Source organism: Actinokineospora iranica (assembly GCF_900101685.1).
Taxonomy (GTDB): Bacteria; Actinomycetota; Actinomycetes; order Mycobacteriales; family Pseudonocardiaceae; genus Actinokineospora; species Actinokineospora iranica.
The window spans coordinates 215520-239893 of sequence record NZ_FMZZ01000004.1; the positions used below are offsets into that span (position 1 = coordinate 215520).

21 protein-coding genes and 1 tRNA gene are annotated in these 24374 nt (G+C 70.8%); 3 read left to right on the top strand and 19 right to left on the bottom strand.

Annotated elements, in window-relative coordinates; all coding sequences use genetic code 11:
- Positions 1-29: 29 nt before the first annotated feature.
- From BLS56_RS10995 to BLS56_RS11025, 7 genes are all read right to left on the bottom strand, one after another.
- Positions 30-422, bottom strand: a complete 393-nt coding sequence (locus BLS56_RS10995; protein WP_175482769.1) for a hypothetical protein — start codon at positions 420-422, stop codon at positions 30-32.
- The gene (locus BLS56_RS11000; RefSeq protein ID WP_091449883.1) at positions 419-1228 is read right to left on the bottom strand and encodes a LytR/AlgR family response regulator transcription factor; all 810 of its coding nucleotides are present in this window, start codon (positions 1226-1228) and stop codon (positions 419-421) included. Before BLS56_RS11000 ends, BLS56_RS10995 begins: the two co-directional genes overlap by 4 nt.
- Positions 1229-1343: 115 nt before the next feature.
- Positions 1344-2216 (bottom strand): S49 family peptidase, encoded by an 873-nt coding sequence (locus BLS56_RS11005; RefSeq protein ID WP_091449884.1) that lies wholly within the window; start codon positions 2214-2216, stop codon positions 1344-1346.
- 57 nt (positions 2217-2273) lie between these two features.
- Complete coding sequence (locus tag BLS56_RS11010) at positions 2274-3548, bottom strand: GAF domain-containing sensor histidine kinase (protein ID WP_091449885.1); 1275 nt, start codon at positions 3546-3548, stop codon at positions 2274-2276.
- Between the two features lie 57 nt (positions 3549-3605).
- On the bottom strand, positions 3606-4469 hold the full coding sequence (locus BLS56_RS11015) for an Fpg/Nei family DNA glycosylase (RefSeq protein WP_091449886.1): 864 nt from the start codon (positions 4467-4469) through the stop codon (positions 3606-3608).
- Between the two features lie 67 nt (positions 4470-4536).
- Positions 4537-4974, bottom strand: coding sequence for a DUF983 domain-containing protein (locus BLS56_RS11020; protein ID WP_091449887.1), 438 nt, complete (start codon positions 4972-4974; stop codon positions 4537-4539).
- A 151-nt stretch (positions 4975-5125) separates the two neighbouring features.
- Entirely contained in the window at positions 5126-6658 is a 1533-nt protein-coding gene (locus BLS56_RS11025; RefSeq protein ID WP_091449888.1) for a sigma-70 family RNA polymerase sigma factor, read from the bottom strand.
- 211 nt (positions 6659-6869) lie between these two features.
- Here BLS56_RS11025 and BLS56_RS11030 point away from each other — a divergent pair.
- A tRNA-Gly gene (locus BLS56_RS11030) sits at positions 6870-6945 on the top strand.
- Between the two features lie 49 nt (positions 6946-6994).
- Here BLS56_RS11030 and BLS56_RS11035 read toward each other — a convergent pair.
- The 4 genes from BLS56_RS11035 to BLS56_RS11050 form a co-directional block, all read right to left on the bottom strand.
- Entirely contained in the window at positions 6995-8662 is a 1668-nt protein-coding gene (locus tag BLS56_RS11035) for an Eco57I restriction-modification methylase domain-containing protein (protein ID WP_091449889.1), read from the bottom strand.
- A 114-nt stretch (positions 8663-8776) separates the two neighbouring features.
- Entirely contained in the window at positions 8777-10141 is a 1365-nt protein-coding gene (locus tag BLS56_RS11040) for a DUF2252 domain-containing protein (RefSeq protein WP_091449890.1), read from the bottom strand.
- Positions 10142-10177: 36 nt separating this feature from the next.
- Positions 10178-11917: a hypothetical protein gene (locus BLS56_RS11045; protein ID WP_091450063.1), complete on the bottom strand. Its 1740-nt coding sequence runs from the start codon at positions 11915-11917 to the stop codon at positions 10178-10180.
- A 137-nt stretch (positions 11918-12054) separates the two neighbouring features.
- Entirely contained in the window at positions 12055-13437 is a 1383-nt protein-coding gene (locus BLS56_RS11050; RefSeq protein ID WP_091450064.1) for an MFS transporter, read from the bottom strand.
- A 149-nt stretch (positions 13438-13586) separates the two neighbouring features.
- Between BLS56_RS11050 and BLS56_RS11055 the strand changes: the two genes are divergently transcribed.
- Positions 13587-14921, top strand: a complete 1335-nt coding sequence (locus BLS56_RS11055) for an alginate O-acetyltransferase AlgX-related protein (RefSeq protein WP_139190610.1) — start codon at positions 13587-13589, stop codon at positions 14919-14921.
- A gap of 22 nt (positions 14922-14943) precedes the next feature.
- On the opposite strand, the gene BLS56_RS11060 is transcribed toward BLS56_RS11055, so the two are convergent.
- The 4 genes from BLS56_RS11060 to BLS56_RS11075 form a co-directional block, all read right to left on the bottom strand.
- Positions 14944-16179, bottom strand: coding sequence for a flagellar basal body-associated FliL family protein (locus BLS56_RS11060; RefSeq protein WP_091449892.1), 1236 nt, complete (start codon positions 16177-16179; stop codon positions 14944-14946).
- Between the two features lie 149 nt (positions 16180-16328).
- Positions 16329-18149, bottom strand: a complete 1821-nt coding sequence (locus BLS56_RS11065) for a glycosyltransferase family protein (protein ID WP_228771548.1) — start codon at positions 18147-18149, stop codon at positions 16329-16331.
- Positions 18146-18553: a hypothetical protein gene (locus BLS56_RS11070; RefSeq protein WP_091449893.1), complete on the bottom strand. Its 408-nt coding sequence runs from the start codon at positions 18551-18553 to the stop codon at positions 18146-18148. The genes BLS56_RS11065 and BLS56_RS11070 overlap by 4 nt, the downstream gene beginning before the upstream one ends.
- Positions 18543-20468, bottom strand: coding sequence for a glycosyltransferase family 4 protein (locus tag BLS56_RS11075; RefSeq protein ID WP_228771549.1), 1926 nt, complete (start codon positions 20466-20468; stop codon positions 18543-18545). The genes BLS56_RS11070 and BLS56_RS11075 overlap by 11 nt, the downstream gene beginning before the upstream one ends.
- A 119-nt stretch (positions 20469-20587) precedes the next feature.
- On the opposite strand from BLS56_RS11075, the gene msrA reads away from it, so the two are divergent.
- Complete coding sequence (gene msrA / locus BLS56_RS11080; RefSeq protein WP_091449895.1) at positions 20588-21256, top strand: peptide-methionine (S)-S-oxide reductase MsrA; 669 nt, start codon at positions 20588-20590, stop codon at positions 21254-21256.
- Between the two features lie 13 nt (positions 21257-21269).
- Here the strand turns inward: msrA and BLS56_RS11085 are convergent, their stop codons facing one another.
- The 4 genes from BLS56_RS11085 to BLS56_RS11100 form a co-directional block, all read right to left on the bottom strand.
- Positions 21270-21530: a Txe/YoeB family addiction module toxin gene (locus BLS56_RS11085; protein WP_091449896.1), complete on the bottom strand. Its 261-nt coding sequence runs from the start codon at positions 21528-21530 to the stop codon at positions 21270-21272.
- The gene (locus tag BLS56_RS11090) at positions 21527-21769 is read right to left on the bottom strand and encodes a type II toxin-antitoxin system Phd/YefM family antitoxin (protein WP_228771550.1); all 243 of its coding nucleotides are present in this window, start codon (positions 21767-21769) and stop codon (positions 21527-21529) included. The genes BLS56_RS11085 and BLS56_RS11090 overlap by 4 nt, the downstream gene beginning before the upstream one ends.
- Positions 21770-21870: 101 nt before the next feature.
- A complete protein-coding gene (locus BLS56_RS11095; RefSeq protein ID WP_091449898.1) occupies positions 21871-22404 on the bottom strand; it encodes a DUF1697 domain-containing protein in 534 nt (177 codons plus the stop codon).
- A complete protein-coding gene (locus tag BLS56_RS11100) occupies positions 22401-24158 on the bottom strand; it encodes a long-chain-acyl-CoA synthetase (RefSeq protein ID WP_091449899.1) in 1758 nt (585 codons plus the stop codon). Before BLS56_RS11100 ends, BLS56_RS11095 begins: the two co-directional genes overlap by 4 nt.
- Positions 24159-24374 lie beyond the last annotated feature (216 nt).

Genomic DNA, 24374 nt, shown 5'->3' on the forward strand with positions numbered 1-24374 from the left:
GCTCGTCCGGATTCCACTCGTCGCCGAAGCTACTTCTCGACCATGTCGACGAAGTCGCGCTCGTGCCGCTCAGCCAGCACGTTGTACCAATACCCGACACCGAACAGCAGAGGGAAGGGCATGACACCCAACAGCAACCAGGGCAGCGACACACCCGCGACGCTCACCTCGGACAGCTCGGGAACCAGGAAGAACACTAGCGGCAGGCTGCCGAACACCACGACGACGATCCCGGCGAGCCGGACCGCGGTCCAGAACTGGGTGCGGATGAACCCGCGCACCACTTCCTCGGCCCAGCTGGTCTGCTCCTCCAACTCGATCACCGTGCGCAGCACCGTCACCGGCGCGCGCGAATCGGCCAGGACGACGCGCTTGCGGCGGGGCCGCGCCGCCGGGGCGGTGTCCTCGCGCCCCCCGCTCACGGCCCGGAGCCCCGCACCAGCCGGTCTTTGAGCTCCCGGGTGTGCCTGCGGCTGACCGGCAGCACCTTTTCCTCGTGGCCGATGACCACGGAGTACCCGGAGCCGCCCATGCGCAGTTCGGTGATCAGCGAGATCGGCACCAGGTAGGAGCGGTGGATGCGGACGAAGCCCGCCTTCTCCCAGCGCTCCTCCAGCTGCGCGAGCGGGATGCGCACCAGGTGCGAGCCGTCGGAGGTGTAGAGCCGCGCGTAGTCGCCCTGCGCCTCCACCCAGCGCACCGCGGCGCGCGAGACCAGCTTGGTCGTGCCCGCGAGCTCGACCGGGATCACCTCGTCGTCGCGCTGCTCGGCGACCGAGGCCGGGCCGCCCGGGCCGTCCTGGTGGAGCTTGGCCAGCACGCGCTCCATGGCCTTGTCCATCCGGTTCTGCTGGGCTGGTTTGAGCAGGTAGTCGACCGCGCCGAGCTCGAAGGCGGCGACCGCCTCGTGGCTGTGCGCGGTGACGAAGACCAGCACCGGGGCGGGCTTGAACCCGGCCAGGACCCTGGCCAGCTCCATGCCGGTGAGGCCGGGCATGTCCAGGTCGGCGAACACCGCGTCCACGACCGAGAGGCCTGCCTCCTTGCGGGCGGCGAGCTCGTCGTCGTCGCCTGCCAGTAGCAGCAGGGCCTCCGTGGCGTCGAACGCCTTGAGGACGCGGCGCACGTGGCGGTTGCCGTTCAGTCGTTCGACGAGCATGTCCATGCCGTCTTTCTCGTCGTCGACGGCCAGGACGACGAGACCGGGGGAGTTATTCGCTGTACTCACGGTGATCGCAATCTTGCCGATTACCCACGTCGCCTGTCCATGGTCAATCCTGCTGACAACCCACCGAGTGAATCCAGCCCGCGAACACCCACGCAGAGTTGATCACCGCAGGGCGCTACAGCCCAAATCTGGACCAAGCGGCCCTGCTCTCCAGCGCTTCCACAGCGGCGAGTACACGGTCCGCAGTCGAGAGCCCCAGCCCGGGACCGCCCGCGAGGCCCAACCGGGCCAACAGCGCCCGTTTGGGTTCGGTCACCGCGAGTTCCGCCTCCGGGAACCGCTTGGCGACAACCGAGCGCAGCGACCCCAGCCCGTCGACCAGGCCGAGGTCGAGCGCCTTGGCCCCGGTCCACACCTCGCCGGAGAACAGGTCGTCATGCTCGCCGTTGAGCTTGCCCGCCCGCCGCTCGCGCACCCACCCGGCGAACTGCTCGTGCAACTGCCCCTGCAACCCGGTCAGCCAGGCCACGTCCTCGGGACTCTCCGGCTGGAACGGGTCCAGCCGCACCTTGCGGGTCCCGGCGGTGTGCACCCGCCGCTCCACGCCGAACCGCTCCAGCAGCCCGGACAGCCCGAACCCGGCTGAGACCACCCCGATCGACCCGACCAGCGACGACGGGTGCGCGTAGATCTCGTCGCCTGCGCACGCCAGCCAGTAGCCGCCGGACGCGGCCACGTCCTCGCAGAACGCCAGCACCGGCACGGACTTCTGCTCGGCCAGCTCCCGCACCCGCTCGGCCACCAGCGCCGACTGCGTCGGCGCCCCGCCGGGCGAGTTGATCGCCAACGCCACCGCGACCAGCCGGTCATGCGCGAACGCCCTGGTCAGCGCGGACTCCACGGTGTTGGTGTTGATCGCGCCCCGGGCCAGCGGCGACGGCGTCGGCGTGATCACCCCGTGCAGCTTCACCACGGAGACCACCGGCGTGCGATCTCCCCGGTCAGCGATCTTGGGCAGCCGTGCGGCAAGCTTCTCGGCGACACTCATACCGCTCAACAGTACGTGCGCCCTCCTGAGAACCGGTCAGTCCTTGTCGACGAGCGCTCAGGTGGTGCTGTGGGCCGCTTGCGGGGGTGGAAACGGGCCGCCGGGTCCGTCCATGTCCTCGTCGTCGTCGGAGTAGTCGGGGAGATCGGGGCGGACGCCGGGGAAGAACTTGGGGACCCGGAGGGTGATCTTCATGCCCGCGCCGGGGGCGGTCTCGACCATCAGGGCGTACTCGTCGCCGAAGTGTTGGCGCATCCGCTGGTTGATGTTGCCGACGCCGACATGGGACCCGGTTTTGTGGGCGTCGCGCAGGTCCTCGAACAGGCGGTCGGCGTCCATGCCGACGCCGTCGTCCTCGACGATGATCAGAGCCTCGGAGCCGTTGTCGTGGGCGAAGACGCTGACCGTGCCGCCACCGGGCTTCTTCGCGATGCCGTGCCGGACCGCGTTCTCGACCAGGGGTTGCAGCACCAGGAACGGCACGACCACCGACTGCACCTCGGGCGCGATCCGCAGCCGCACGTTGAGCCGTTCCCGGTACCGGGCGCACTCGATGGTCAGGTAGCGGTCGATGTTGCTCAGCTCGTCGGCGAGGGTGGAGAACAAACCGGAGGACCGGAAGGAGTAGCGGGTGAAGTCGGCGAAATCCTGCAGCAGTTCGCGGGACTGCTCGGGGTCGGTGCGGATCAGCGAGGAGATCGTGTTCAGGGTGTTGTAGATGAAGTGCGGCGAGATCTGCGCCCGCAGCGCCCGGATCTCCGCGCGGGCCAGCTGCTGCTTGGACTCCTCCAGCTTGGCCAGCTCCAACTGGATGCACAGGAAGGTGGCGACCTCGTCCGCGGCGCGGATCAGCCGTTTGCTGTCGACGCCGCCGACCAGGATCAGCGCGCCCTCGACCTGGCCGTCGATGATCAGCGGCACGATCACCGCGGTGCGCATCGGGCAGCTTCCGCGACGGCGGCATTGCAGGTTCTCGTGCTGGACGTGCTCGCGGTGGCCGTGCCGGACGACCTCGACAATCTGCTCTTCGAGGTCGGCGTAGTGCTCGTTGGCCGCGCCGTCCCAGGACAGCAGCGTGCCCTCGGCGTCGGAGATGCCGACGGCCACGCACCTGAGCATCTGCAGCAGATGCTGGGTGGCCTGGTCGGCGGCCTGCTCGGTGAGGCCGTTGCGCAGTTCCGGCGCGGCCTTGGACAGCCGCTGCACCGTGTCGAGCACGGCGTCGTCGACCGAGCCGGACTTGCGCGGCCTGCAGAGCACGACGAACAGGCCCAGCACGAACAGCGTGGCGACGACGCCCACGAACGCGCGCTCGGTCAGCAACTGGGCCACCAGGCAATGCTCCCGTTCCACCCAAGGTGTGACAAGGACCCGATCACGGTACCGCCGTCACTTGAGCAACCGGGACATCCTGCGGTCGGCCAGCGGCTTACCGCCGGTCTGGCAAGTCGGGCAGTACTGGAACGACTTGTCGGCGAAGGACACCTCGCGGACAGTGTCACCGCAGATCGGGCAGGGCAAGCCGGTGCGGGCGTGCACGCGCAGCCCGGAGCGTTTCTCGCCCTTGAGGCGCGCGGCGTCCTGGCCGACCGAGCGGTCGACGGCGTCGGTCAGCACTGACCGCGTGGCCGCATAGAGCCGGTCCATCGCGTCGTCGTCAAGCCTGCCCGCGGTGGCATAGGGGGACAGCTTGGCCACGTGCATGATCTCGTCGGAGTAGGCGTTGCCGATGCCCGCTATCAACCGCTGGCTGGTCAGCGCCGTCTTGAGCCGCTCTGTCCTGCCGGAGAGCAGTTCGGCGAACTCGTCGCGGGTGAGGGCGAGCGCGTCAGGCCCGAGAGTGGCGATCTGCTCGATCTCCTGCGGGTCCTCCACGATCCACACCGCGAGCCCCTTCTTGGTGCCCGCCTCGGTGAGGTCGAACCCGGGCCCCTGCCCAGGCGGGCCGAGGTGCACCCGCAAAGCCAGCGGCCCCTTGCCTGGCCGGGGCGGCGCCGCCGCCATCGTGTCGGCCCACCGCAGCCAGCCCGCGCGCGCCAGGTGGGTGACCAGGTGCAGGCCGTCGCAGTCGAGGTCGAGGTACTTGCCGTGCCTGCCCGCGGCGGTGACCGGCCTGCCGTGCAGCGCGGTCCACGGCGGGCTGGCCGTCTTGAGCACGCTGAGCGAGGCGACGTCGACCCGGGCGACCGTGCGGCCGACGGCGTGTTCGCGCAGGTGGTGGGCTAGGGCCTCGACCTCGGGGAGTTCCGGCACGCCCCCAGTCTCACCGCTGCCGGGCGCGCTGTCATGCCCGCAGCGCCGAAATCCCCGTGCCCCGGGACTACGGGACGGGCTTGAGCACGCCCTCGTAGCTGGGCTGGGTGTCCTGGCCGATGCTCTTGGCGACCTTCGCGATCTCGCCGCGCGCGGTGAAGTAGCCGCGGACCGTGCCCACCCAGCGCTCAGTGGGCTCGCCGTCGCCGTCGTCGCCGGTCTCGGCGACCAGCCGCCACGGCCTGCGCAGCGCCCAGCGGGCCGGGAAGAACAGGCCCAGCAGCACCAGCGCCAGGATCAGCCACCCGGGCACGTAGACATCGACGGGCATCCAGGACACCAGGACGATGGCCAAGACCGAGATCAGCGCGATCATCACCACGCCGGGGACGTACCCGGCTGCGACGTCGTGCTCGAAGTCGTCCTCGGTGGCCGGAGTCCGCCACTCAAGCGTGCCGTGCACGGTCCACAGTCGGCCGTTCACGTCGCGTACCTGACGCGTCATCTCCTGCCCTCCGGCGCGGCATACGGGTAATCAGGACACCACTTTCCGTTACAACACCGAGAGATAACGTTACCGCCTCGGCGTTGACCTTAACGGGTGAAATGCCCGACATCCTCTTACCGGAGACCATACGCACGGGACCGCCGGGTGATCAACTGTCCGGCGGCCCGGAAGACGTCGGCGCGACCGATTCCGACGCGGGCGATGTGGACATGACCCGGCTGTCCTGCTCGCCGCTGGGCGGGGTGCGGTGCTGGGTGTGCTCGGACCGCGAGGTGGCGACAGTGGTCTGGTTGGCCGAGTTGACCCGGGTGACCAGGGTGGTCTCGGTGATCACGTCGTACCAGTCGAAGATCGACCACTTGCGCTCGTAGTAGCTCTGCTCGAAGACGACCGGCAGCGACTCGTCGTAGTCGTCCGGCTCGGCGGCGATGTCCAGGTCGACCCGCGCCGCCTCCGAAGTGGTCCGGGCAGGCTCGGGGCTCGCCGACGTCGGAACGACCTTGTTCGTCGACGTCGCCGCTGTCTGACGCGCCTGCGGCGCCTTCGTCGCCGCGCCCCTCGGCGTCTGGATGCGCCCCTCGGCCCGCTCGGGCTGGGCGATGGTCGAGGCAGTCGGGTCGGTCAGGCCGGGCGCGGGCGGGCCGGGCGTCGAGACCTGGGTGGTCACCAGCCGCGAAGGGCCGGAGCCGTCGAAGTCGTCGGCCACCGGCTTGCCCGAGGCGCCCCCGGGGACCAGCGCCAGGCCGAACACCCCGACCGCGGCCGCCGAGGTGGCCGCGAGCGTGATCTGCAGTTTCGCGCTCGCCAGCACGCCCTTCACCGCGGCGCCGGAGCCCACCGCCGCGCCCGCGTGCTGCCAGAGCGCGAGCCCGGCGGCCGGGACGGCCAGGTACGCCGCGTGCGCGCGCAGCCCGGAGCAGACATCGCGCAGTTCGGCGTGCATCGCAGCGCACGAGGCGCAGGTGGACAGGTGCGCGCGGACCTTGCGCCGCTCGGCGCCCCGGATACTGCCCGCCGTGTACGCGCCCAGCTTCTCCAGCACCGACCGGCAGCCCGTGGAGCCCCGCTCGACGGTCAGGTGCGCCTGGAGATATGCCGCGCGCAGCCCCTGCCGGGCACGGCGGGCCAGCGCGGCGGTCGCGTTCGCGCTCAGCCCGAAGTTGACCGCGACCACCGACGGCCGCTCCCCTTCGACCTCGACCTTCCACAGCACGCTGCGCCACCGCTCGGGCAGGCTGGTGAACGCCCGGGTGATCAGGGTCCGCTCGGTGGACTGGCCGGTGGTGTCCGGGTCCGCGCCGACGCGGTAGTTCAACTCCTCGTCGGACACCGGGACGTCGCGCTTGCGCCCGTTCCACTCCCAGGCGACCCGCCGGGCGACGATCAGCAGGTAGCCGCGCACATTGTCGACCGGGCCGGAGCCGCGCCGGACGGCCTGCAACACCCGGAAGAACGCCTCGGCGGTCAGGTCCTCTGCCTCGGCGCGGTCGCTGACCAGGCCGAGCGCGAAGCGGCGCACCGCGTCGCTGTGCCGGGAGAACAGCTCGCCGAACGCGGCGTCCTCACCGGAGCGCAGGCGGCGGAGGAGGGCGAGGTCTTCCCGTGCGGCGGCGGCCGGATCGTGCTCGGTGCCCGCCTCGTCGCGACGCCCGCCGACAGCAGGCCGGTGAGTCCCGGTCATCCGGCCCGGTACCTCCTCCTGGCCGTCGTGACAATGATGAACAAGATGCCACATCCACCTGTCCAGCGGTGGATAAACGTGAAGAACGTTAAGACGGCCCCCGACATCCGTACTGGGCCATCCGGCGCTCAGGAGCCTTAAAGTGGACCCTCCGTGACGGGGCCCGCCGGGGCGTCGGTATAGTTCATCCCGCACCGGGCAACCGGGGCACGCGGACGTAGCGCAGTTGGTAGCGCATCACCTTGCCAAGGTGAGGGTCGCGAGTTCGAGTCTCGTCGTCCGCTCCACGAAGGCCCTGTCTCATCGAGACGGGGCCTTCGTCGTGCGCGGGTTTGGTCAGTCGGCCTGGCCGAACGCGACGCGCACGGCGCGCTCCAGGTGCGGCAGCAAACCCTGGTCGGGGGTCTCGGCCAGCAGGCGGGCCACGCGGATGATCTCCCGGGCGGCGGGCGTGGCCGGGTCGGGCAGCGGCAGCCGGGCCACGTACTGGGTGATCCACCGGCGCCTGCCCGCGTAGAGGCGGTTGCCGCACACCTCGTCGTAGAAGCGGGCGCCGAACTCGGAGTTGGCGACGCCCAGCACCAGGTGGGCGAGATCATCGCTGTCGCCACTGCCACCACCGGCGCCCGCGCCGAGTTCCGGCACGCTGATCCAGTAGCAGTCCCCGTTGACCACAGCGCCGCTGCGGTCGACGGTGAACCGGGGCTCCGGGCTGATGTCCGGGAACACGATCTTCGGCGCGCGCCACAGCGTGGGCCGGTGCGGGACCCAGATCTCGAACCACTCCCGGCCCGCGGCGGTCAGGTAGTGGCGGGACGCCAACCGTTCGCGGTGCAGGTTCAGGTAAGCGGCCGCGCGCGGGTGGTTCGCCAGGTCCACGACAGCGCGGCGCGGCAGGTCCAGGTACGGGTAGAGCACCCGGGCGCGCGGCGGGCCGGGCGGGCGCCACGCGCACACGTCCTCGTGGGTGAGCAGCGGGCGCAGCAACTCCGGCTCAGGGCGGCGGGCAGGCGGCAGGCGGTCCCACTGGTCGCTGATGAACACCGGGTCGGCCGTGGTCTTGATGCCGACCCGGATGCGCGCCAGGTCGCCCAGCGTCCGCCAGGTGCGCTCGCGGACGGCGAGGTGCCTGCGTTCGCGGTCCGGGGTGCTCAGCCGCCACGGCTGGTCGGGCGTCCCCCTGGCCAGGGTCCCCACGGACACGGCGAACGCCCGGTTGTTGACCCGCACGTTCGAGTCCGCGTCGGCGGTGAGCGCGTCGAAGAGGTCGCCGTTGGGCGCGTCACCGTCCACTTGGTAAGCACTCGCGAAGAGAGCGACCGCTGATTGCGCGGAGTTGGAGTCGTCGCAGCGGGAATCGTCGCAGCGGGAATCGGCGCCGTCGGAATCCCCTGCGTTTACCGCGACCACGACAGCGGGCAGGACCGCGGCGTCGAACAACCGGGTGTCGCCCAGGTCGAACACCTCACGCACCGCGAACCGGTCCCCCAGCAGCTCCCGCACGTTCGCCCCGGCGCGGGTGGTGAGGAACCGGTTGGAGCACAGCAGCCCCAACACCCCGCCCGGCCGCAGCAGCCGCGGCGCCATCGCCACGAACGGGTGGGTCAGGTCGATCCGCCCGCGCAGCCCGAACTTCGCCGACAGCCGCGCCGCCGCCGCCCCGCCGAGCACCTGGGTGCGCACATAGGGCGGGTTGGTGATCACGACGTCGAAGGCCGCCGCGGGCAGCGTCTCCCCGATCTCGGTGAAGTCCCCCTGCTCGATCCGCGCCCCCGGCAGCCGCTCCCGCGCCACCGCCACCGCGTCGGCGTCCAGGTCGAACCCCACGAACTCCGCGTCCGGCGCCAGCTCGGCCATCGCGGCCAGCAGCTCGCCGTCCCCACAGGCCGGGTCCAGCACCCGAACCGGCCCGTCGACCTGCCGCGCGACGCGCCGCGCCAGGAACCGCGCCAGCCCCGCCGGGGTGTAGTGCGCGCCGAGGCGCTTACGGGTGTCGGTGGGCATCGGGAGGAGGGTGTCACACGCGGCCGCCCACGAATGATCCTCACCCTCCCAAGTGGTCACGTGTCGTCGCGCTGTGTGCTGCCGCCCCACGCGATGGCACTCAAGGCGGGTGCGTCACTCGGGGTCTTCGATGGTCGCGGTCAGGCGGCCCGCGCGGACGGCGGCGGTGAGGGCGGCGTGGTCGGCCTCGGTCTGGTCGGCGTAGTCCATGGCGTGTTCGCCGATGGCGGAGTCCAGGGGCTCGCCGCAGTAGCCGGACAGCAGGCGCGGGTCGACGGAGCGGGTGTGGGCTCGGGCGAGCAGGGCGCCCGCGAAGCGGCCGTAGTCGTCCAGGTGGTCGCGTTCGAGGGTGGTGGGGTCGATCTCGCCCTTGCGGTTGCGGAACTGGCGCACGATGTAATGCCGTCCCTCGACGGTCGTCCAGCCCAGCAGCATGTCGCTCTCGGCCTGGACCAGCCGGGCGCCGTGCACGACGCGTTTGCCCTCGTGCTTGGCGGCCGGGACACCGAGGTGGACGGCCAACGCGGACGGCTGGGCTTCCTTGACCTGCAAGACCAGGACGTCGTCCGCGTTGCCGCACAGCAGGACGAGGTAGTTGCGCAGCCCGACGCTGCCCGTGCCGACCACACGGAAAGCCACATCGGACACCGCGTACCGCATGATCAGGTTTCGGCGGGACTCGCGCAGCGTGTCCACATAGGCGGGCAGGGCGGCGACCACGGCGTCCGCCACCCGCTCGGTCACCCGGGTCAGCACCGGCGGGTCGGTGACGAACCGCGTCTGCTCGTCCGGGCCGCGCTGGGCCCACTTGGCGACGACCCGGGCGCTGGTGTTCTTGCGGGCCTTCTTCGCCGCCTTGGCGAAATCATCGATGAGGGCGTCCGCGGCGACCTTGGCCAGGACGGACTCGTCGCCCAACGCCGTCCAGGACTCCAGGAACGGCAGCGCGGCGAGGTGGTCAAGCGTTTTCCGATACGACCGCACGACGTCCTCGGCCGCCTCCCGGCAGCTCTTCTCCGACACCCCGCCCTCGCGGCCAGCGAGCACGATGCTGGTGGCCAGCCGCTTGAGGTCCCACTCCCACGGGCCGGGCACGGTCTCGTCGAAGTCGTTGATATCCATGATGATCTGGCCCTCGGGTGTCCCGTACAGCCCGAAGTTGGCCGCGTGCGCGTCCCCGCACAGCTGCGCGTCGAGCCCGCTGCGCGGCCCGGCGGCGAGGTCGCCCGCCATCAGGCCCGCGCTGCCCCGGAAGAACGCGAACGGCGACGCCAGCATCCGGCCCACCCGCAGCGGCGCCAGATCCGGCAGCCTGCCCGCGTTGGTGGCCGTCACATAGTCCGCCACCTCGGGCCGGTCGGCCGCCAGCGTGACGTCCCGATGCGCCTTGTGGTCGGCGCGCTCCCGCAGCGCCCGCCCCTGGGCGAACACCTCCCGCGGCTCCACCAACCGCCGTGTCAAACCCGCTGGTTCACCCATGAGGCGGAATCATGCGGCACGCACCCGCCGTGTGCCTCAGTTGGGTGTCGCAGGCCACGGAAGCTGCCCCGGGGATAACGTCTCACCGCACTTGCCCAGTGGTGACAGCCCACTCATGTGTTCAGCGGGCCGCATCTTCCGCACCGCGTACTCGCGCACGGCTTGCAGCTTCTCCGGGCTCTGGACCGCGTCCTTGCGGACGAAGTCGCCGTCGAGTCCCGCGCGGCCGAGCGTCTCCGGCCCGTAGTTGGTCGTGTAGACGACCTCGTAGTCGCGCATCATCCTCGGGTCGGCGAGCAGGCCGGTGTGATCGCTCCACACCGTGTGCGAGTGGATGAACGTCGGCTTGACCTCGTCGAAGATGTAGTCCCTGATCCCGGGCATGTCCCACTGGCCCCACAGCGCGCCGAGCCGCCTGTCGACCAGGCCCACCATGTCGACCAGGGCGAGCCTGCTCGTCATCCCCGCGCCGCCCATATCGGGTGCGACGAACGTCCCCTCGCGGATACCCAGCACATCGGCATATCCGTTGAACGCCCGCCCATACCGGGTCGCCACACCGCACATGGGCACGCTCGGGTTGTCCCGGAACTTCTGCGCCGCCGCGACGAACCCGTCACCGGCCGGGATCATCACCAGCACCAGCGTGCCCACGGTCGCGATACGCCCGCGCACCCCCGCGTGCTCCAGCACCGCGCCCACCGACACCGCCGCGACGAACGCCGCCAGCACCCACACCGGGGTCGCGAACCGGTATTCGCCCATCCAGTCCGGTTCCAGCAGCGCGTAGGCGACGATCGCCAACGCCAGCGGCACCAACAGCGTGACGATCGCGTTCCGCAGCACCGCCGACCGCGTCAGCGCGATGCCCACGCACAACGCCAGCGTCAACACCGCCAACGCGCCCGCGTAGGCCAGCAGCAGCCCGGCCCGCCCGAAGAACGCGAGTTCCGGGAAACCCTGCCGCTTCGACACGGCGGTGTTGGCCAGCCAGATCCCGAACTCGGCCTTGCGCCACAGGAAATAGGCCCCCACCGGCACGGCGAACGCCGCGAGGGACAACCCGACCGCCCGAACCCGCGCCAGGACGGCCCCTCGGTCGAAGTGGAGCAGCACCACGAGCGGGTACACGGCGCAGTAGATGAGGCCGTCCGGCCTCGTCAGCGCCGCCAGGGCGGCCAACAGCCCGGCGGTTACCGCGACCTTCCAGGCCAGCGTCTGGTCGCGCGCAACAGCCCGCACCAGCCCGCACGCCAACGCGGCCACGGCGAGCCCGTAGAGCGAGTTCTCCAGCCCGGAGAAAGACCAGATCACGAACGACGGGACCGCCGCCAGCAGCGCGCCCGCGCCGAAGGTCACCCACGCCGGGTGCCGCGACACCACCCGCGCCGCCGAGTAGAACGCGACGAGGATGCCGACGCAGCACAGCAGCGCCACGCCCTTCGGGAACAGCACGTAGTCCGGGATACCGAAGATCGCGCCGTGGTCGAACAGGCCCAGCCACTTCCCGATGACCAGCAGGGCCAGCCAGGCGGGATTCGAGTACCCCTCCACCGGCTCGGCCCCCGGCTGGAACACCGGCCCGAGCCCGTCGGCGACGTTGCGGGCGTAGCTGAAGGTGATGGCCGCGTCGTCGACCAGCCAGTAGCTGTAGACCAGCGCGTGCAGCGCGATCAGCAGCGTGCCGCCGAGCACCGCGGCCACCGGCGGGACCAGCGACCTGGCAGGCCGCCTGCCCGGCGGGACGGTCTCGGCCCGCTGAACCTCAGCGGCCATCGCGGTCGACACCACTGGACACCCCCTCACGGACTCCCCTGCCCGACGAATCACCGAATGGAACCACAGCCAGGCTATCGAACACTTGTGCACATGTGGACAAGCCCTGTGGATAACTCCGCCGGACCCCGCCGCGCTCAGGCGGCAGCCGCGAGCGCCCGCGCGGACCGCCTGGTCAGCGTGGCGAACAGGATGATCACGGCGGCGATCAGCGCGGCCATCAGCCACAGCGACAGGTGCAGCGCCTCGGTGTACCCGGCGCCCGCCAGCCGCCCCTCGGTCCCCGAGGCGAGGATGGAGCCGATCACGGCGATGCCGATGGTCTCGAAGGCCAGCCGGGACGTGCCGAACATGCCGGAAGCCGCGCCGGACCGGCCAGGGCCCGCGCTGCTCAGCGCCATCCCGTCTACCAGTCCGGTGGAAAGGCCGACGCCCGCGCCCATGGTCAGCAGCGGTCCCGCCAGCCCCGCGGCGGTGCTGTCCGCGCTGATGGTGGTGAGCCAGACCAGCCCGAGACCGAGCAACGCGAGCGCGGTAAGCAGCACCGCGTTCTCCGGAACGAGCCGGGTGAGCGCACCGGCAACCAGCGGCAGCACCAGGATCGGCGCCGTCATCAGGATCAGCGTCGCGCCCGCCTCCCGCGGGCTCTGCCCCATCACGGAAGTCAGGTACGACGGCAGGTACACGATCAGCGGGACCATCACCGTCACGAACGCCGCCGCCGCGAGCGCCGCGGCCACGAACCGGGGTGTGCGCAGCAGGTCGAAGTCGAACATCGGCTGCGCGACCCGCCGCTCGACCACCACGAATCCGGCCAGCAGCAGCACCCCCGCGGCGAACGCGACCACGACGAGCGGGCTCCCCCAGCCCAGCGCGGGCCCCTCGATGAACCCGGTGATGACCAGCAGCAGGCCCGCGGTGAAGGTGACCGTGCCCGCCCAGTCGACGCGGCGCGCTGCCGGGTCGCGCGACTCCGGCAGCAGCGGCGTCAGCAGCAGCGACACCACGCCCACCGCCGCGGGCAGCCAGAACACGGCCTGCCAACCCAGCGTCGTCATCAGCAGGCTCGACAGCGACGGCCCGAACGCCAGGCCGAAGCCGATCGCGACGCCGAACAGGCTGAACGCCCTGGCGCGCGCCGCTCCGGTGAACGCGTTGGACAGGATCGCCATGGCGCTGGTCGCGGCCGCGGACGCGCCGATGCCGGAGACGCCGCGCAGGACGTCGAGGAGCAGCAGGTTCGGCGCGACCGCGCTGAGCAGGCCGCCCGCGGCGAACAGCGCGGTGCCGAAGGCGAACACGCGCCGCCTGCCGAGGATGTCGGCGAGGCCGCCCGCGGCGAGCATGAAGCCCGCGAAGGTCGTGTTGTAGGCGTTGACGACCCACTGCACGGCGGCGAGGTCGCCGTGCAGCGCCTCACGGATGTCGGGCAGTGCTATCGATGCCCCGGTAAGGGTGATCGGGAACATCAGGACGGCGAGTAGAACCGTGGCAAGGGTGACCGCTTGGTTGTTACGCACCACCCCATGTTCGATGCTTACCGAACAACTGGAAAGCGAATAACCGGGGACGTGGTGCGCTCCACACGCGGCCTCCGCGTGATCGTTCGACACGTGTCGGCCGCTCACCCGTGTGGGCTACCGTGATCAGCGACGCAAGGGGGGTCGACGTGTCGAGCACTGAGCACGCCGAGGGCAGGGCCGAGGCCAGGACACTGCCGCCGGTCCACGAGTCGTGGCTGCCCAGGGAGCACTCGCTCTACCGCCCGCGACACGGCACCCAGCGGCTGGCACTGGCCAGCATGATCGTGTTCTTCTTCGCACCGCTCGTCGCACTGCCGGTCTTCGGCTCACCGCAGACAACGGAGAACCGCCGCCTCGCCGACTTCCCCAGTCCCCTCGACGGCTGGCAGTTCTTACCGAACCTGTCTGCCTGGGCGAACGACCACCTGTCGTTCAAGGCGGACGCGATCGCCGTGTCCGACTGGGTCAGCCGCGAAATCTTCGGCGAACGCCCTCGGCTCGGCCGGGACACACAGCAGCCGGTGGGGCCCGTGGCGCCGCCGCCGACGAGCCAGCCGCCCGCGCCGCAGCGGCAGGAACGCGACACCGAGGTAGTCGCCAATGGCTACCAGTCAGTGATCGAGGGCCGCGACGACTGGCTGTACCTGGGCTACGACGTGCAGGGCAAGTGCGAGCCGTCGCAGCCGCTCGCCGACGTCGTGGCCAACATCGCCCGGCTACGCGACGCGGTAGAACAGTCCGGCCGCCGGTTTGTGCTGGTTATCGCGCCGGACAAGACCACGATCGAGCCGTTCTACCTGCCGAAGCAGTACGCGGGCAAAGACTGCGCCGCGAAGGCGAGCGACAAGTTCTGGCGCGCGATGAGCGCCGAGCGCGGCGTGGTCGACCTGCGCGGCCTGCTGCGCCAGGAATCCGAGCGGGTCAACCACCCGCTGTACTTCGAGCAGGACACGCACTGGACCTTCGAGGGCGGCCTGCTGATGACCCGCGCCCTGACCAACGTGCTGAACCCGGGCGCGGCGGGGTCCTGGAAAGTGCTGCCGGGCCGCGACTGGCAGGGCCCGGCCGACCTGCCCAACCTGATCGGCGCCACCGGGCAGAACCGCGCCCCCATGCTCGGGCTCGCACCCGACGGCGGCGACGGCGACCGCACGAACTGGATCAGCGGCGACTTCCGCACCACGCTGACTTTCCAGCGCACGGCGGGTCCGGGGATGATCCCCGCGAAGACCGCGATGCTCGCGGACTCTTACACCCGCTTCGCCACCGGCTACCTCTCCGCGGTCTTCGCTGACATCACGATCACCCACGTCGAGCAGCTCACCAAGGACACCCAGGCGGTGGCCGACCGGCTCATTCCCGCCGACACCGTGGTCATCGAGGTCGTCGAACGGCACCTCGCCGCCGGGGTCAGCCCGGTGACCAACCCCGGTTTCGTGGACCGGATGGCGGCGACCGTCGCCGCCCATCCCCGCAGGTGACGGGCGGCGACGGTCAGGTGCCTTACTCGGCAGGGAAAGCCCGCAGCATCGCCTCGGTGTGGTTGCGGTAGCTGCCGCTCAGCGACGCCTCGTTCTCGAACGGCGTCTGCACGGCGTTGATCCGCACCACGTTGGAGCCGGACACGTACAGGCCCCGGTAGATCGCCTGCTCGGCGACGACCAGCTTCTCGAACACCACGCTCGGCGGCATGTTCGGCAGCGGCTCGGGAATGAAGATCATGCCCGCGCCCTCCTGCGCCGTGCGCAGGTCGGTGAGCAGCTTCTGCGCGTCGGCCGGGCTCTTGGTCGGGATGACGATCGCCTGGAGCGCGTCCGCGGTCGGCCCCTCCTCCGGCGCCTTGCGCACCGCGGACTTCCACGGCGCCTTGGTCACCCCGGCCGTGGTCAGCAGGTCCGCCTCGGCCTGGCTGATCAGCTTCAGCGAGACCAGTTCGGCGACGTCGGCGACCTTGCCGTCCTTCTGCTGGCTCGCGGGCGGGTTCGGCATGTCCTCGAACAGGGCCACGTTCGGGTCGGTCGGCCGCGGCTTGGTCGTGGTGGTCGGCTTCTGCGGCTGCTGCGAGGTCTGCTGCGCCACCGGCGGCTGCTCCTCGTCCTTGCCGGAGAACATGAAGTACGCGCCGACGCCGAGACCGGCCAGCACCAGCACGACCAGGCCGATGATCAGCCCGCGCTTGCCGCCGGAGGACGCGCTGTCGTCGAAGACCTCCGGGCCCTGCCGGACCCAGTCCGGGCTGCCGGACACCGCGAGCGGCGGGAACTCGGCGCCCTGCCACGGCGGGCTCATCTCGTCCGGCTGCTGCTGCGGCGGGGGCGGCTGGCCCCACGGGTTCTGCTGCTGTTGCTGCGGGTAACCGCCGCCCGGGTACTGCTGGTGCTGCGGCGGGACACCCGGCACGACCTGGGTGCGCTCGGCCTCACCGCTCTGGTGCGGGCGGTCGGTCTGCCATCCGCCGACGACCTGGGTCCGCTCGACCTCGCCGACGTTCACGACCTGGGTCTTGTCCGGGTTCTCCCCCTGGACCGGCGGGACGGGCTGCCCCTGCGGCGGGCTGACCGGTTGGATCGTCTGAGTCTGCTCGCTCTGGGTGGTCACCGGCGGCGGCGCCGGAGCCGATGACGGTGTGCCCGCGGCCGATGAGAGGACGTGGTCGCGACGGACGCGGTACTCGTCAGCCGAGAGCCGTCCGGTCGCCAGCTCCTCGTCGAGTGCGCGCAGTTCCTCCTGCCAGGACACGCTGTGGCCCCTTCCCCTTTTATCCCGGCCGACCGCGTCTTGTCCTGACACGACGCACCGGAGCTTGCATATTGTGCACGGTTCGTGCTCGCGGTTGACCCGCGAGGGTCAACTCGTGACCTAGTCGGTGAATCGGTTACGCGAGATCGTCACTCCCCGGGTTTCCGACCCTCCGACTGGGCGGTAACCGCTGCCCAGACCCGGCGCGGGTCCAGGTCGAGCGGCCGGGCGGGCGGGTCCGGCCGGGTCCGGCGCAGCAGCACCTGCTGCACCAGCGCGCTCGCCACCCCGCCCGCGGCGACCGCGCGCCAGAACACGTGGTCCTCCAGGCCGTCGAAGTGCGGGTCTTCCGACCAGCCGCCCATCCGGTCGACCACCGCGCGCCGAACCAGGTATCCGCTACCCAGATACGGGATCGTGCGGAGTCGGCGGTCCTCCGGCGGCAGCGCGCCGACCAGGCCGTCGACCGGGTCCCCCACCGGGCAGTGCACGACGTCGGCCGAGCCGGTGGCGGACCAGAAGCGCTCTAACAGGAACCGGGAAGCGCGCGTGCCGCCGTCGAGCACCAACAGCCACTCCGCCGACGACCGCGCCAACAGCGCGTTGCGGCCCACCCCGCGGCCCATCGGCGCCGCATGGGTCAGCAGGTCCACTGGGCGGGGCTTGCTCAGCGGCACGACGCCGTCTTCGCAAACCAGCACCCTCTTGGGCAGGACAGTGCCGACCAGGATGTCGTTGACCAAGTCGTCCGGGTCCACCTCGCCCGGCCTGCGCACGATCAAGACGTCGACGTCCACGCGCTCGGCGTCGGCGAAGAGCCTTCCGGTAGCGGCCGGGACCCAGTGCCTCTCGGCGCGCAGGCGAGCCGTCGCCGCCTGTTGCGCCGTCCGACCCGCCGCCCCCGACGCCGCGGGCGCGGCCGGGTCGGCCACCGTCCGGTCGCCCTCGAACCGCACATCCCACGACGGCGTGTCGATCGCCAGCGCGTTCTCCGGCGACCGCAGCGCCCCCGCCAGCGCGCGGGCGGACTCCACCGCCACCGGCGGCGGCGTCGCCCGGCCGTCGAGGACCGTGGCGGCCAACTCGACCAGCGTGCGGGCCGAGCGCGCGGTGTCGAGCCGCTTGACGAACTCGTAGGCGGCCTGCCGCAGGCCGCGCTCCCGCTCGGGCTCCTCGGCCAGCGCGGCGACGACCGCGCCCAGCGACCCGGACCGGGCCAGCACCAGGTGCTCGCCGGGGACCAGCGGCTCGACCTCGGTGGCGGGCTCGCTGACCACGACGGCGCCGTTGCACATCGCCTCCAGCGTGCGCACCCACTCCAGGGTCTGCTTCTGCTCGCGGTGCAGGTTCAGCAGGAACCGCGACCGCGCCAGGTGCTCGTGCTTGGCCTTGCCCGGCAGGAAGTCGACCCGCGCGGAGTCCATCATCTCGTGCGGCGGCGTCAGCAGACGCGCGTCAAGACCCTCCAGGTCTTGCGCGTACGAGCCGAGCAGCACCGACCGACGGCGCTCAGCGGTGCCCAGGTAAGTGACGTCGATGTCGCGCGGACTGTCCGGGTCGCCGCCCCAGGCGTCCCACAGCGGGCTGTAGCCGAGCTGGAACAGCTCCACGTCGATGCCCCGGGCGCGCAACTCGGCGGCCGAGGTCTCGTTGATGTCGACCGCGGCGGCCAAGCTCCCCACCAGGCCCGCGCTGCGCTCGAAGGTCGCCGTGCCCGGGTGCTCCACGCAGAACCCGATGGTCCGGCGGCACAGCTCGGCGCTGGGGTAGTGCGCGTCCGGGGTGACCACGAAGTACTCGTGCGGCACCACCACGTAGACGGTGTCCGGCTCGGGGTCGGGGAACTTGCCGACGGCTGTCCGCGCCCGCCCGCCCACGCGCCGCACGGTGTCGGCGACGACGTCGAGCAGTTCGGCCATGAACGCGGACCCACCCTCGGCGGAGACCATGCACAGGTCGGGACCGGTCACGACTGCCCGATCTTGCGGCGCACCGCGCGCAGCGGCTTGGTCACCTTCCAGCTCACCGTCTCCCGCGTCGCGGACAGCTCCCGCGCCAGCTCGCTCGCGCGGTGCTCGGCGAGCTGCGCCCGCTGCGCGTCCGTGGCGTCCGCCTTCGGCGCCTCACCGTCGACGTCGCCCGCGGCCAGCGCCAGCTCCGCGTCGAGGAGCCGCAGACGCAGCCGGTCACGCTCTTCGCGGCAAGCGGCCAGCTCCGCGCGCAGCAGGTCGCGTTCCCGCCGCCCGGTTTCCACGTCGGCGGTAAGCGCCTCCGTTCGCGCGGCGGCGACCCGGTTCTCCTCGGTAAGCGCTGCCACCAGCTCGGTCAGCTCGGCGAGCCGGTCGTCCGTCCCCTGCGCCCGGTCATCGGACAAGGTCGCCCCCTGTGGTCGTGCGCCCGCGCGCGGCGAGCTCGGTCAGGATCTCGGAGTACTCCCGCGCGTAACCCGCGGGGTCCAGCCAGTCGGCCAGCTTCCGGTGCGCGGCCCGCGCCATCTCCTTGCGCCGCGCGGGCTTGGTGTCCAGCACGCGCAAGAGGGTCGCGGTAAGCGCGTCCACGTCGTTGGTCTCGAACAACCAGCCGGTCTCACCGTCGACGATCATCTCCCGCGCGCCGAACACGTCGGTCGCCGCGACCGGCACACCGCAGCACACCGCTTCGAGGATCGACCGCGGCAGGGACTCGATGTCGGAGCTGTTGACGAAGATGTCCGCCGAGTACAGCCACGGCGTCGGGTCGCGCTGCACCGGCACCAGGTGCACGGCCTTCTCCAGGCCCGCGCGCTTCACCGTGTCCTCCAGCGCCAGCCCGTACGGCGACGGGTGCAGGCCGACGATGCTCAGCCGCGCCTCCGGGTGCCGCTCGCGGACCCGCTCCATCGCGCTGATCAGCGGCCCCTGCCCCTTGCGGGACTCGGCGACCCCGATGTTGACCAGCACCACGTCGTCGTCGGTGAACCCGAGCGAGTTCCGGGCCTGCCTGCGCACCTCGGGACGCGTCCGGCCGCCGTGCTTCCACATCGGCGTGCCGTAGCGGACCGTGCGGCAGCGCTCCGGCTTGCTGTAGGGCAGGAACATCTCGCGGGTCGCGTCCGCGACGAACAGCAGCATGTCGACCTCGGCGAGGGTCGACTCCCACCGCGCCCACACCGCGGGCGGCGGGCTCAGCGCCCCCCAGTTCTGGTAGGCGAAGTCCGGCAGCGAGAAGCTCTCGTGGATGACCCACGCCGTGGGCAGCCCCGCGCGCTTCGCCGCGTCGGCCGGGACGAACCCGCCGAGCGTGTTCACCAGCGCCACCCCCGCGCCGGAGCACTTCGCGAACCGGGCCAGCTCGGCGACGTGCCCCTCGTAGTTCGGCACCGTCGAGTGCCGGTAGTGCGTGGTCACGTGAACCGGGATGCCCAGCTCAGCGCAGTCGGCGCGCAACGGGCCGTCGGTCTCGCTGACCAGGCTGGCTTTCCAGCCGTGGTCTTTGACCATGCCCTCCAAAAGCTGCTGGAGCCACAGCTGGCCGCCGCCGAGGCCGAGGCTGTGGGTGTAGACGAGCACGTGCCGCGGGTCGGTGACCGCGTGGACCCGGGTCATCGCACGGGCGGTCTCCGCGGCCAACTCGTCGGCGAGCTCCGCGTCCTCCTGGTCGGCGGCCGGGTTGCGCAGCGTGAACGTCCGGCTCGGCGACAGGTACTCGCCCTGCCCCTCGGTGCGGTACCGCACCCGCACCGACAGCGTCCGCTCCTCACCCGCGGCCAGATCGACCGGCACCCGCGCTTCCCACCCGCTGATCGCGGCCTCGCCGAACCCGGGGAACTCCACCGGCACGTCCTCGCGCGGCAGCCTCGTCCGGGCGCGGACCGTGCCACCGCCCTCGACCAGCACCTCGACAAGACTCGGCGCACGGCCGTTCAACAACGCCCAACCGCACACATACACCACGTTGCCGAGAGCGACCTTGGCCGCGTCCGGGGACTCCAGCTCACCCAGCCACAACGGGTCCTCACCGGGCAACCGGCCCACCTCGACCGCGCACTGCGTCAACGCCACCGTGCGATCCGGCCCGTGCACCACGACCAAGTTCGTCCCCATCGGCACCGGCGAACTCGGCCGCGCCCGCCACTGCACCGCCCCCTCCGGCGCCGTCGGGCACTCCGCCACGTGCAGGTTCGCCTCGATCCCGCCGATCACGACGGCCACCTCGGCCAACCGGGTGACCCCGGTCGTCCAACCCGCCAACTCGAACAAGTGGCCCACCGGCCGGTCCGGCGGCAACACCCCCGCGGTGTGGACCGTCATCATCGCTGCTCTACCTCGTTCTCTCCCCCACCGAGCCAGCCAGAACCGTACTCGGCGGCCAGAAGCGGCCGAGATGAGATAGCCGATTCGTTACCCCTCAACCCACGTACAGTGGGGTCATGGCGCTGTTCGGGCGAGACAAGACCCAGCTGGTAAACGCGGACCAAGCCCTCCCAGGCAGGTCCACCCCGCTCCGCACCCCCACCCACCACACGGTCCACCCCGACCGGCGCATCGTGCCGCCGTTCCCAGAAGGCCACCAGACCGCGGTCTTCGCCATGGGCTGCTTCTGGGGCGCCGAACGCACCTTCTGGCGCACCCCCGGCGTCTACTCGACCGCGGTCGGCTACGTCGGCGGCCACACCCCGAACCCGACGTACGAAGAGGTCTGCTCCGGTCTGACCGGCCACACAGAGGCCGTCTTGGTCGTCTTCGACCCGTCAGCGGTGACGTACGAGGCGCTGTTGAAGGTCTTCTGGGAAGGCCACGACCCCACCCAGGGAATGCGCCAAGGCAACGACGTGGGCACCCAATACCGCTCAGGCGCCTACTACGCCGACGACGAGCAGAAAGCGGCCATCGAGGAAAGCCGCACCGCGTACCAGGAAGCCCTGACCCGCGCGGGCCACGGCCAGATCACCACCGAGGTCGCCGCCACGGGCCCGTTCTACTACGCCGAGGACTACCACCAGCAGTACCTCAGCGACGCCAAGAACCCCAACGGCTACTGCGGCATCGGCGGCACCGGCGTGAGCTGCCCCATCGGCCTCGGCCTCCGCGAAGGCTGACCGGCGGGCCCACCTACTTGCCGTAGTGGTAGCGGCAGGCAGCGATGCGGATCTCGTCCTCCACGATCTTGCAGACCAGTCGGTGCTCGTCGGTGATCCGCCGCGACCAATAGCCTTGAAAGCCGTGCTTCAAGGACTCCGGTTTGCCGATTCCCTCGTTGCCGTTGCGCCTGATGTCCTTGACCAGCTCGTTGATCCGCCGCAAGACCTTGCGGTCTTCGGTCTGCCACCAGAGGTAGTCGTCCCAGGCGTGCTCGTCCCAGATCAGCTTCATTCAGCGAGTTCGTGCTGTGTCCCGCCGCCGGACTCCAGTCGCTCGATGGACGTGATCAACCGACGCGCGTTCTCCGGGCTGCGCAGCAGGTAGGCGGTCTCCTTGAGCGACTGGTAGTCGTCAAGGGACACCATCACGACCGGTTCATGCCCCGCACGGGTGATCACGACCTCTTCACGGTCGTTGACCACCGAGTCGAGCGTCTCGGCGTACTTCGCGCGAGACTCGGAGTAGCTCATGGTCCGCACTAGCACCCTCCCTTCGACGTACAAAATACTGTACGTCGAGCGAGAGGGGCTGGCAAGGGGGTGCGGTCCAGCGCAGGCGTGCCTTCCGCCCCTCACGTCAAGGCGGCGAGTTTGGTGACGGTGTTCCAGTTGCGGGCGGTGGCGGTGATGCGCCATTTCCGTTCGAGGAAGGGGACCAGGGCGGGGGCCTCGGCGATTCCGGCCGGGCACCACTGGTAGACGACGCGGTCGCCGATGCGGATGGTGTCCGGGTCCAAAGCGACCGGGTCGTGTTCGGCGGCCAAAGCCGGGTCTGGGGTGGCGGACAAAAAGACCGCGAGCATCTTGGAGCCGTTGTCCGCCACGTCGGCAAGTGGGTGGGCGGTTAGGACTGTCTGGAGTTCGGGGCCGGTGCGGATGAGGCAGCGGGTGGTCAGGCCGAGTTCGGCCGCCAGGGCTTCCTCGATGGTGGATTCCAGGGTGGCCGGATCGGTTTCGGGGGCGGTGAAGACCGCGTTGCCGCTCTGCAGGACCGTGCGGACGTCGGTGTAGCCGAGGGTGGTCAGCAGGGACCGGAGGTCGGCCATGGCGATTCTGGTGCGGCCGCCGACGTTCACTCCGCGCAAGAGGGCCGCGTACGCGTTCACACGCGGATCTTGCCCGCCGCCACTTCCTGGGCGTACGACGGGTAGAAGTCGACGTACTTGCCGTCGGTGAGGACGTAGAGGGGGTCGGTGACCTTGTCCGAGTAGCCCTCGTCGCGGAGGTCCACCTTGCGGGATTTGAAGGTGGACGTCTGCTCCACCTCCTTGATGACGCGGACGAACAGGGGGACGGCGTAGCTGGGGAGGCGGGCCGCGAGGTGTTCGGCCATGGCTGGGCCGTCGAAGTGGGCGCCGTCGCGGAGTTTCACCGCGGCCATGCCCGCCTTGCCGTCGGTGCCGGGGATGGCGACGCCGTAGACGACGGCCTGGTCGACGTCGGGGTGCTCGCCGATGGCGCCTTCGACCTCGGTGGTGGCGACGTTCTCGCCTTTCCAGCGGAAGGTGTCGCCGAGGCGGTCGACGAAGGCGACGTGCTTGAAGCCCTGGCTGCGGACCAGGTCGCCGGTGTCGAACCAGCAGTCGCCGTCTTTGAAGCCGTTGCGGACCAGTTTGCGTTCGCTGGCCTCCGGGTCGGTGTAGCCGTCGAAGGGGGCGCGGCTGGTGACCTTGGTGAGCAGCAGGCCGACTTCGCCGGACTTCACCTTGCGCAGCCTGCCGCCCTCGCGGCGCGGTTTGCCGGTGTCGGCGTCGTATTCGACCACCGCGAACGGCAGGGGGCACATTCCGGCCGTGCGGTCGATGTTCAGTGCGTTGATGAAGGCCAGGTTGCACTCGCTGGCGCCGTAGAACTCGGCGATGCGGCGGATGCCGAACCGCTTGGCGAACTCGTCCCAGATCTCCGGGCGCAGGCCGTTGCCGACGACGACGCGCACCTTGTGCTTGCGTTCCGCCTCGCGGACCGGCTGGTTGAGCAGGTAGCGGCAGAGTTCGCCGATGTAGCAGAACGCGGTGGACTTGGTGCGCACGACGTCGTCCCAGAAGCGGGACGCGGAGAACGACCTGCCCAGGGCGAGGGTGGCGCCCGCGGACAGCACCGACGACAGCGACACCGTGAGCGCGTTGTTGTGGTAGAGCGGCAGACAGCAATAGAGGGTGTCGTTGGACCGCAGGCGCACGCCGAGGCCGCCGATGCCGGTCATGCTCTTGAGCCACCGGAAGTGCGACATGGCGCTGGCCTTGGGCAGGCCGGTGGTGCCCGAGGTGAAGATGTAGAACGCGGTGCTGCCCGCCATGATGTGCTCGGTCGTGTCCGGGTTCGCCGAGGACCGGGCGGTGTCGCCCAGCGTGTCGAGGTCGAGGACGTTGCGCGTCTCCACGCCTGCCAGCGCCTCGCGGTACTCCCTGCCGACGACCAGGACAGTGCCGTCGAGCAGGCGCAGGCTGTGGTCGAGGACGTCGCCGCGCTGGTTGGTGTTGATCATTCCGGCGGCCGCGCCGAGTTTCACCGCGGCGAGCGCGGCGAGCAGGGTCTCCGGCCGGTTCCCCGCCAGGATGCCCACGGTGTGGCCGGGGTGCACGCCGTGCTCGGCGAGCACCGCGGCGTACCGGTTGACGATCGTGTTCGCCTCGCCGTAGGTGATCTCGCGGTCCTCGAACCGGATGAACGGGCGCTGGGGGTGCTTGGCGGCGGCGCGCTGGAAGATGTGGCCGATCGATTCCCGGTCCGCAGGCCGCATCGTGAGCAGCCCGATGGCGCCGAAGGCCATGCGCGGACCGTCGAAGGTCATGCTCGGCAGTGCCCGCAGCACGTCGGTGGCACGAACCCGCTTACCCGCAAGCTGCTCCGTTGCATCCATACACGGGGATGCTACGGACAGGTAGGTGGGCGGGCTAGAGCCGCGACGCTCTGAGCAGGGATTTGTCGTCCCGGGTGAGTTCTTGGCCCAGCTTTGATCCGCCGTGGCGGAGTTGGCCGCCCACGTCCCGCGCCGCCGGGCTGTCGGACCGTGTTCAGGAATCATGACCAGCGAATTCCCGCCGGACACTGATCGGAGGACCCCCGACACCAGGAG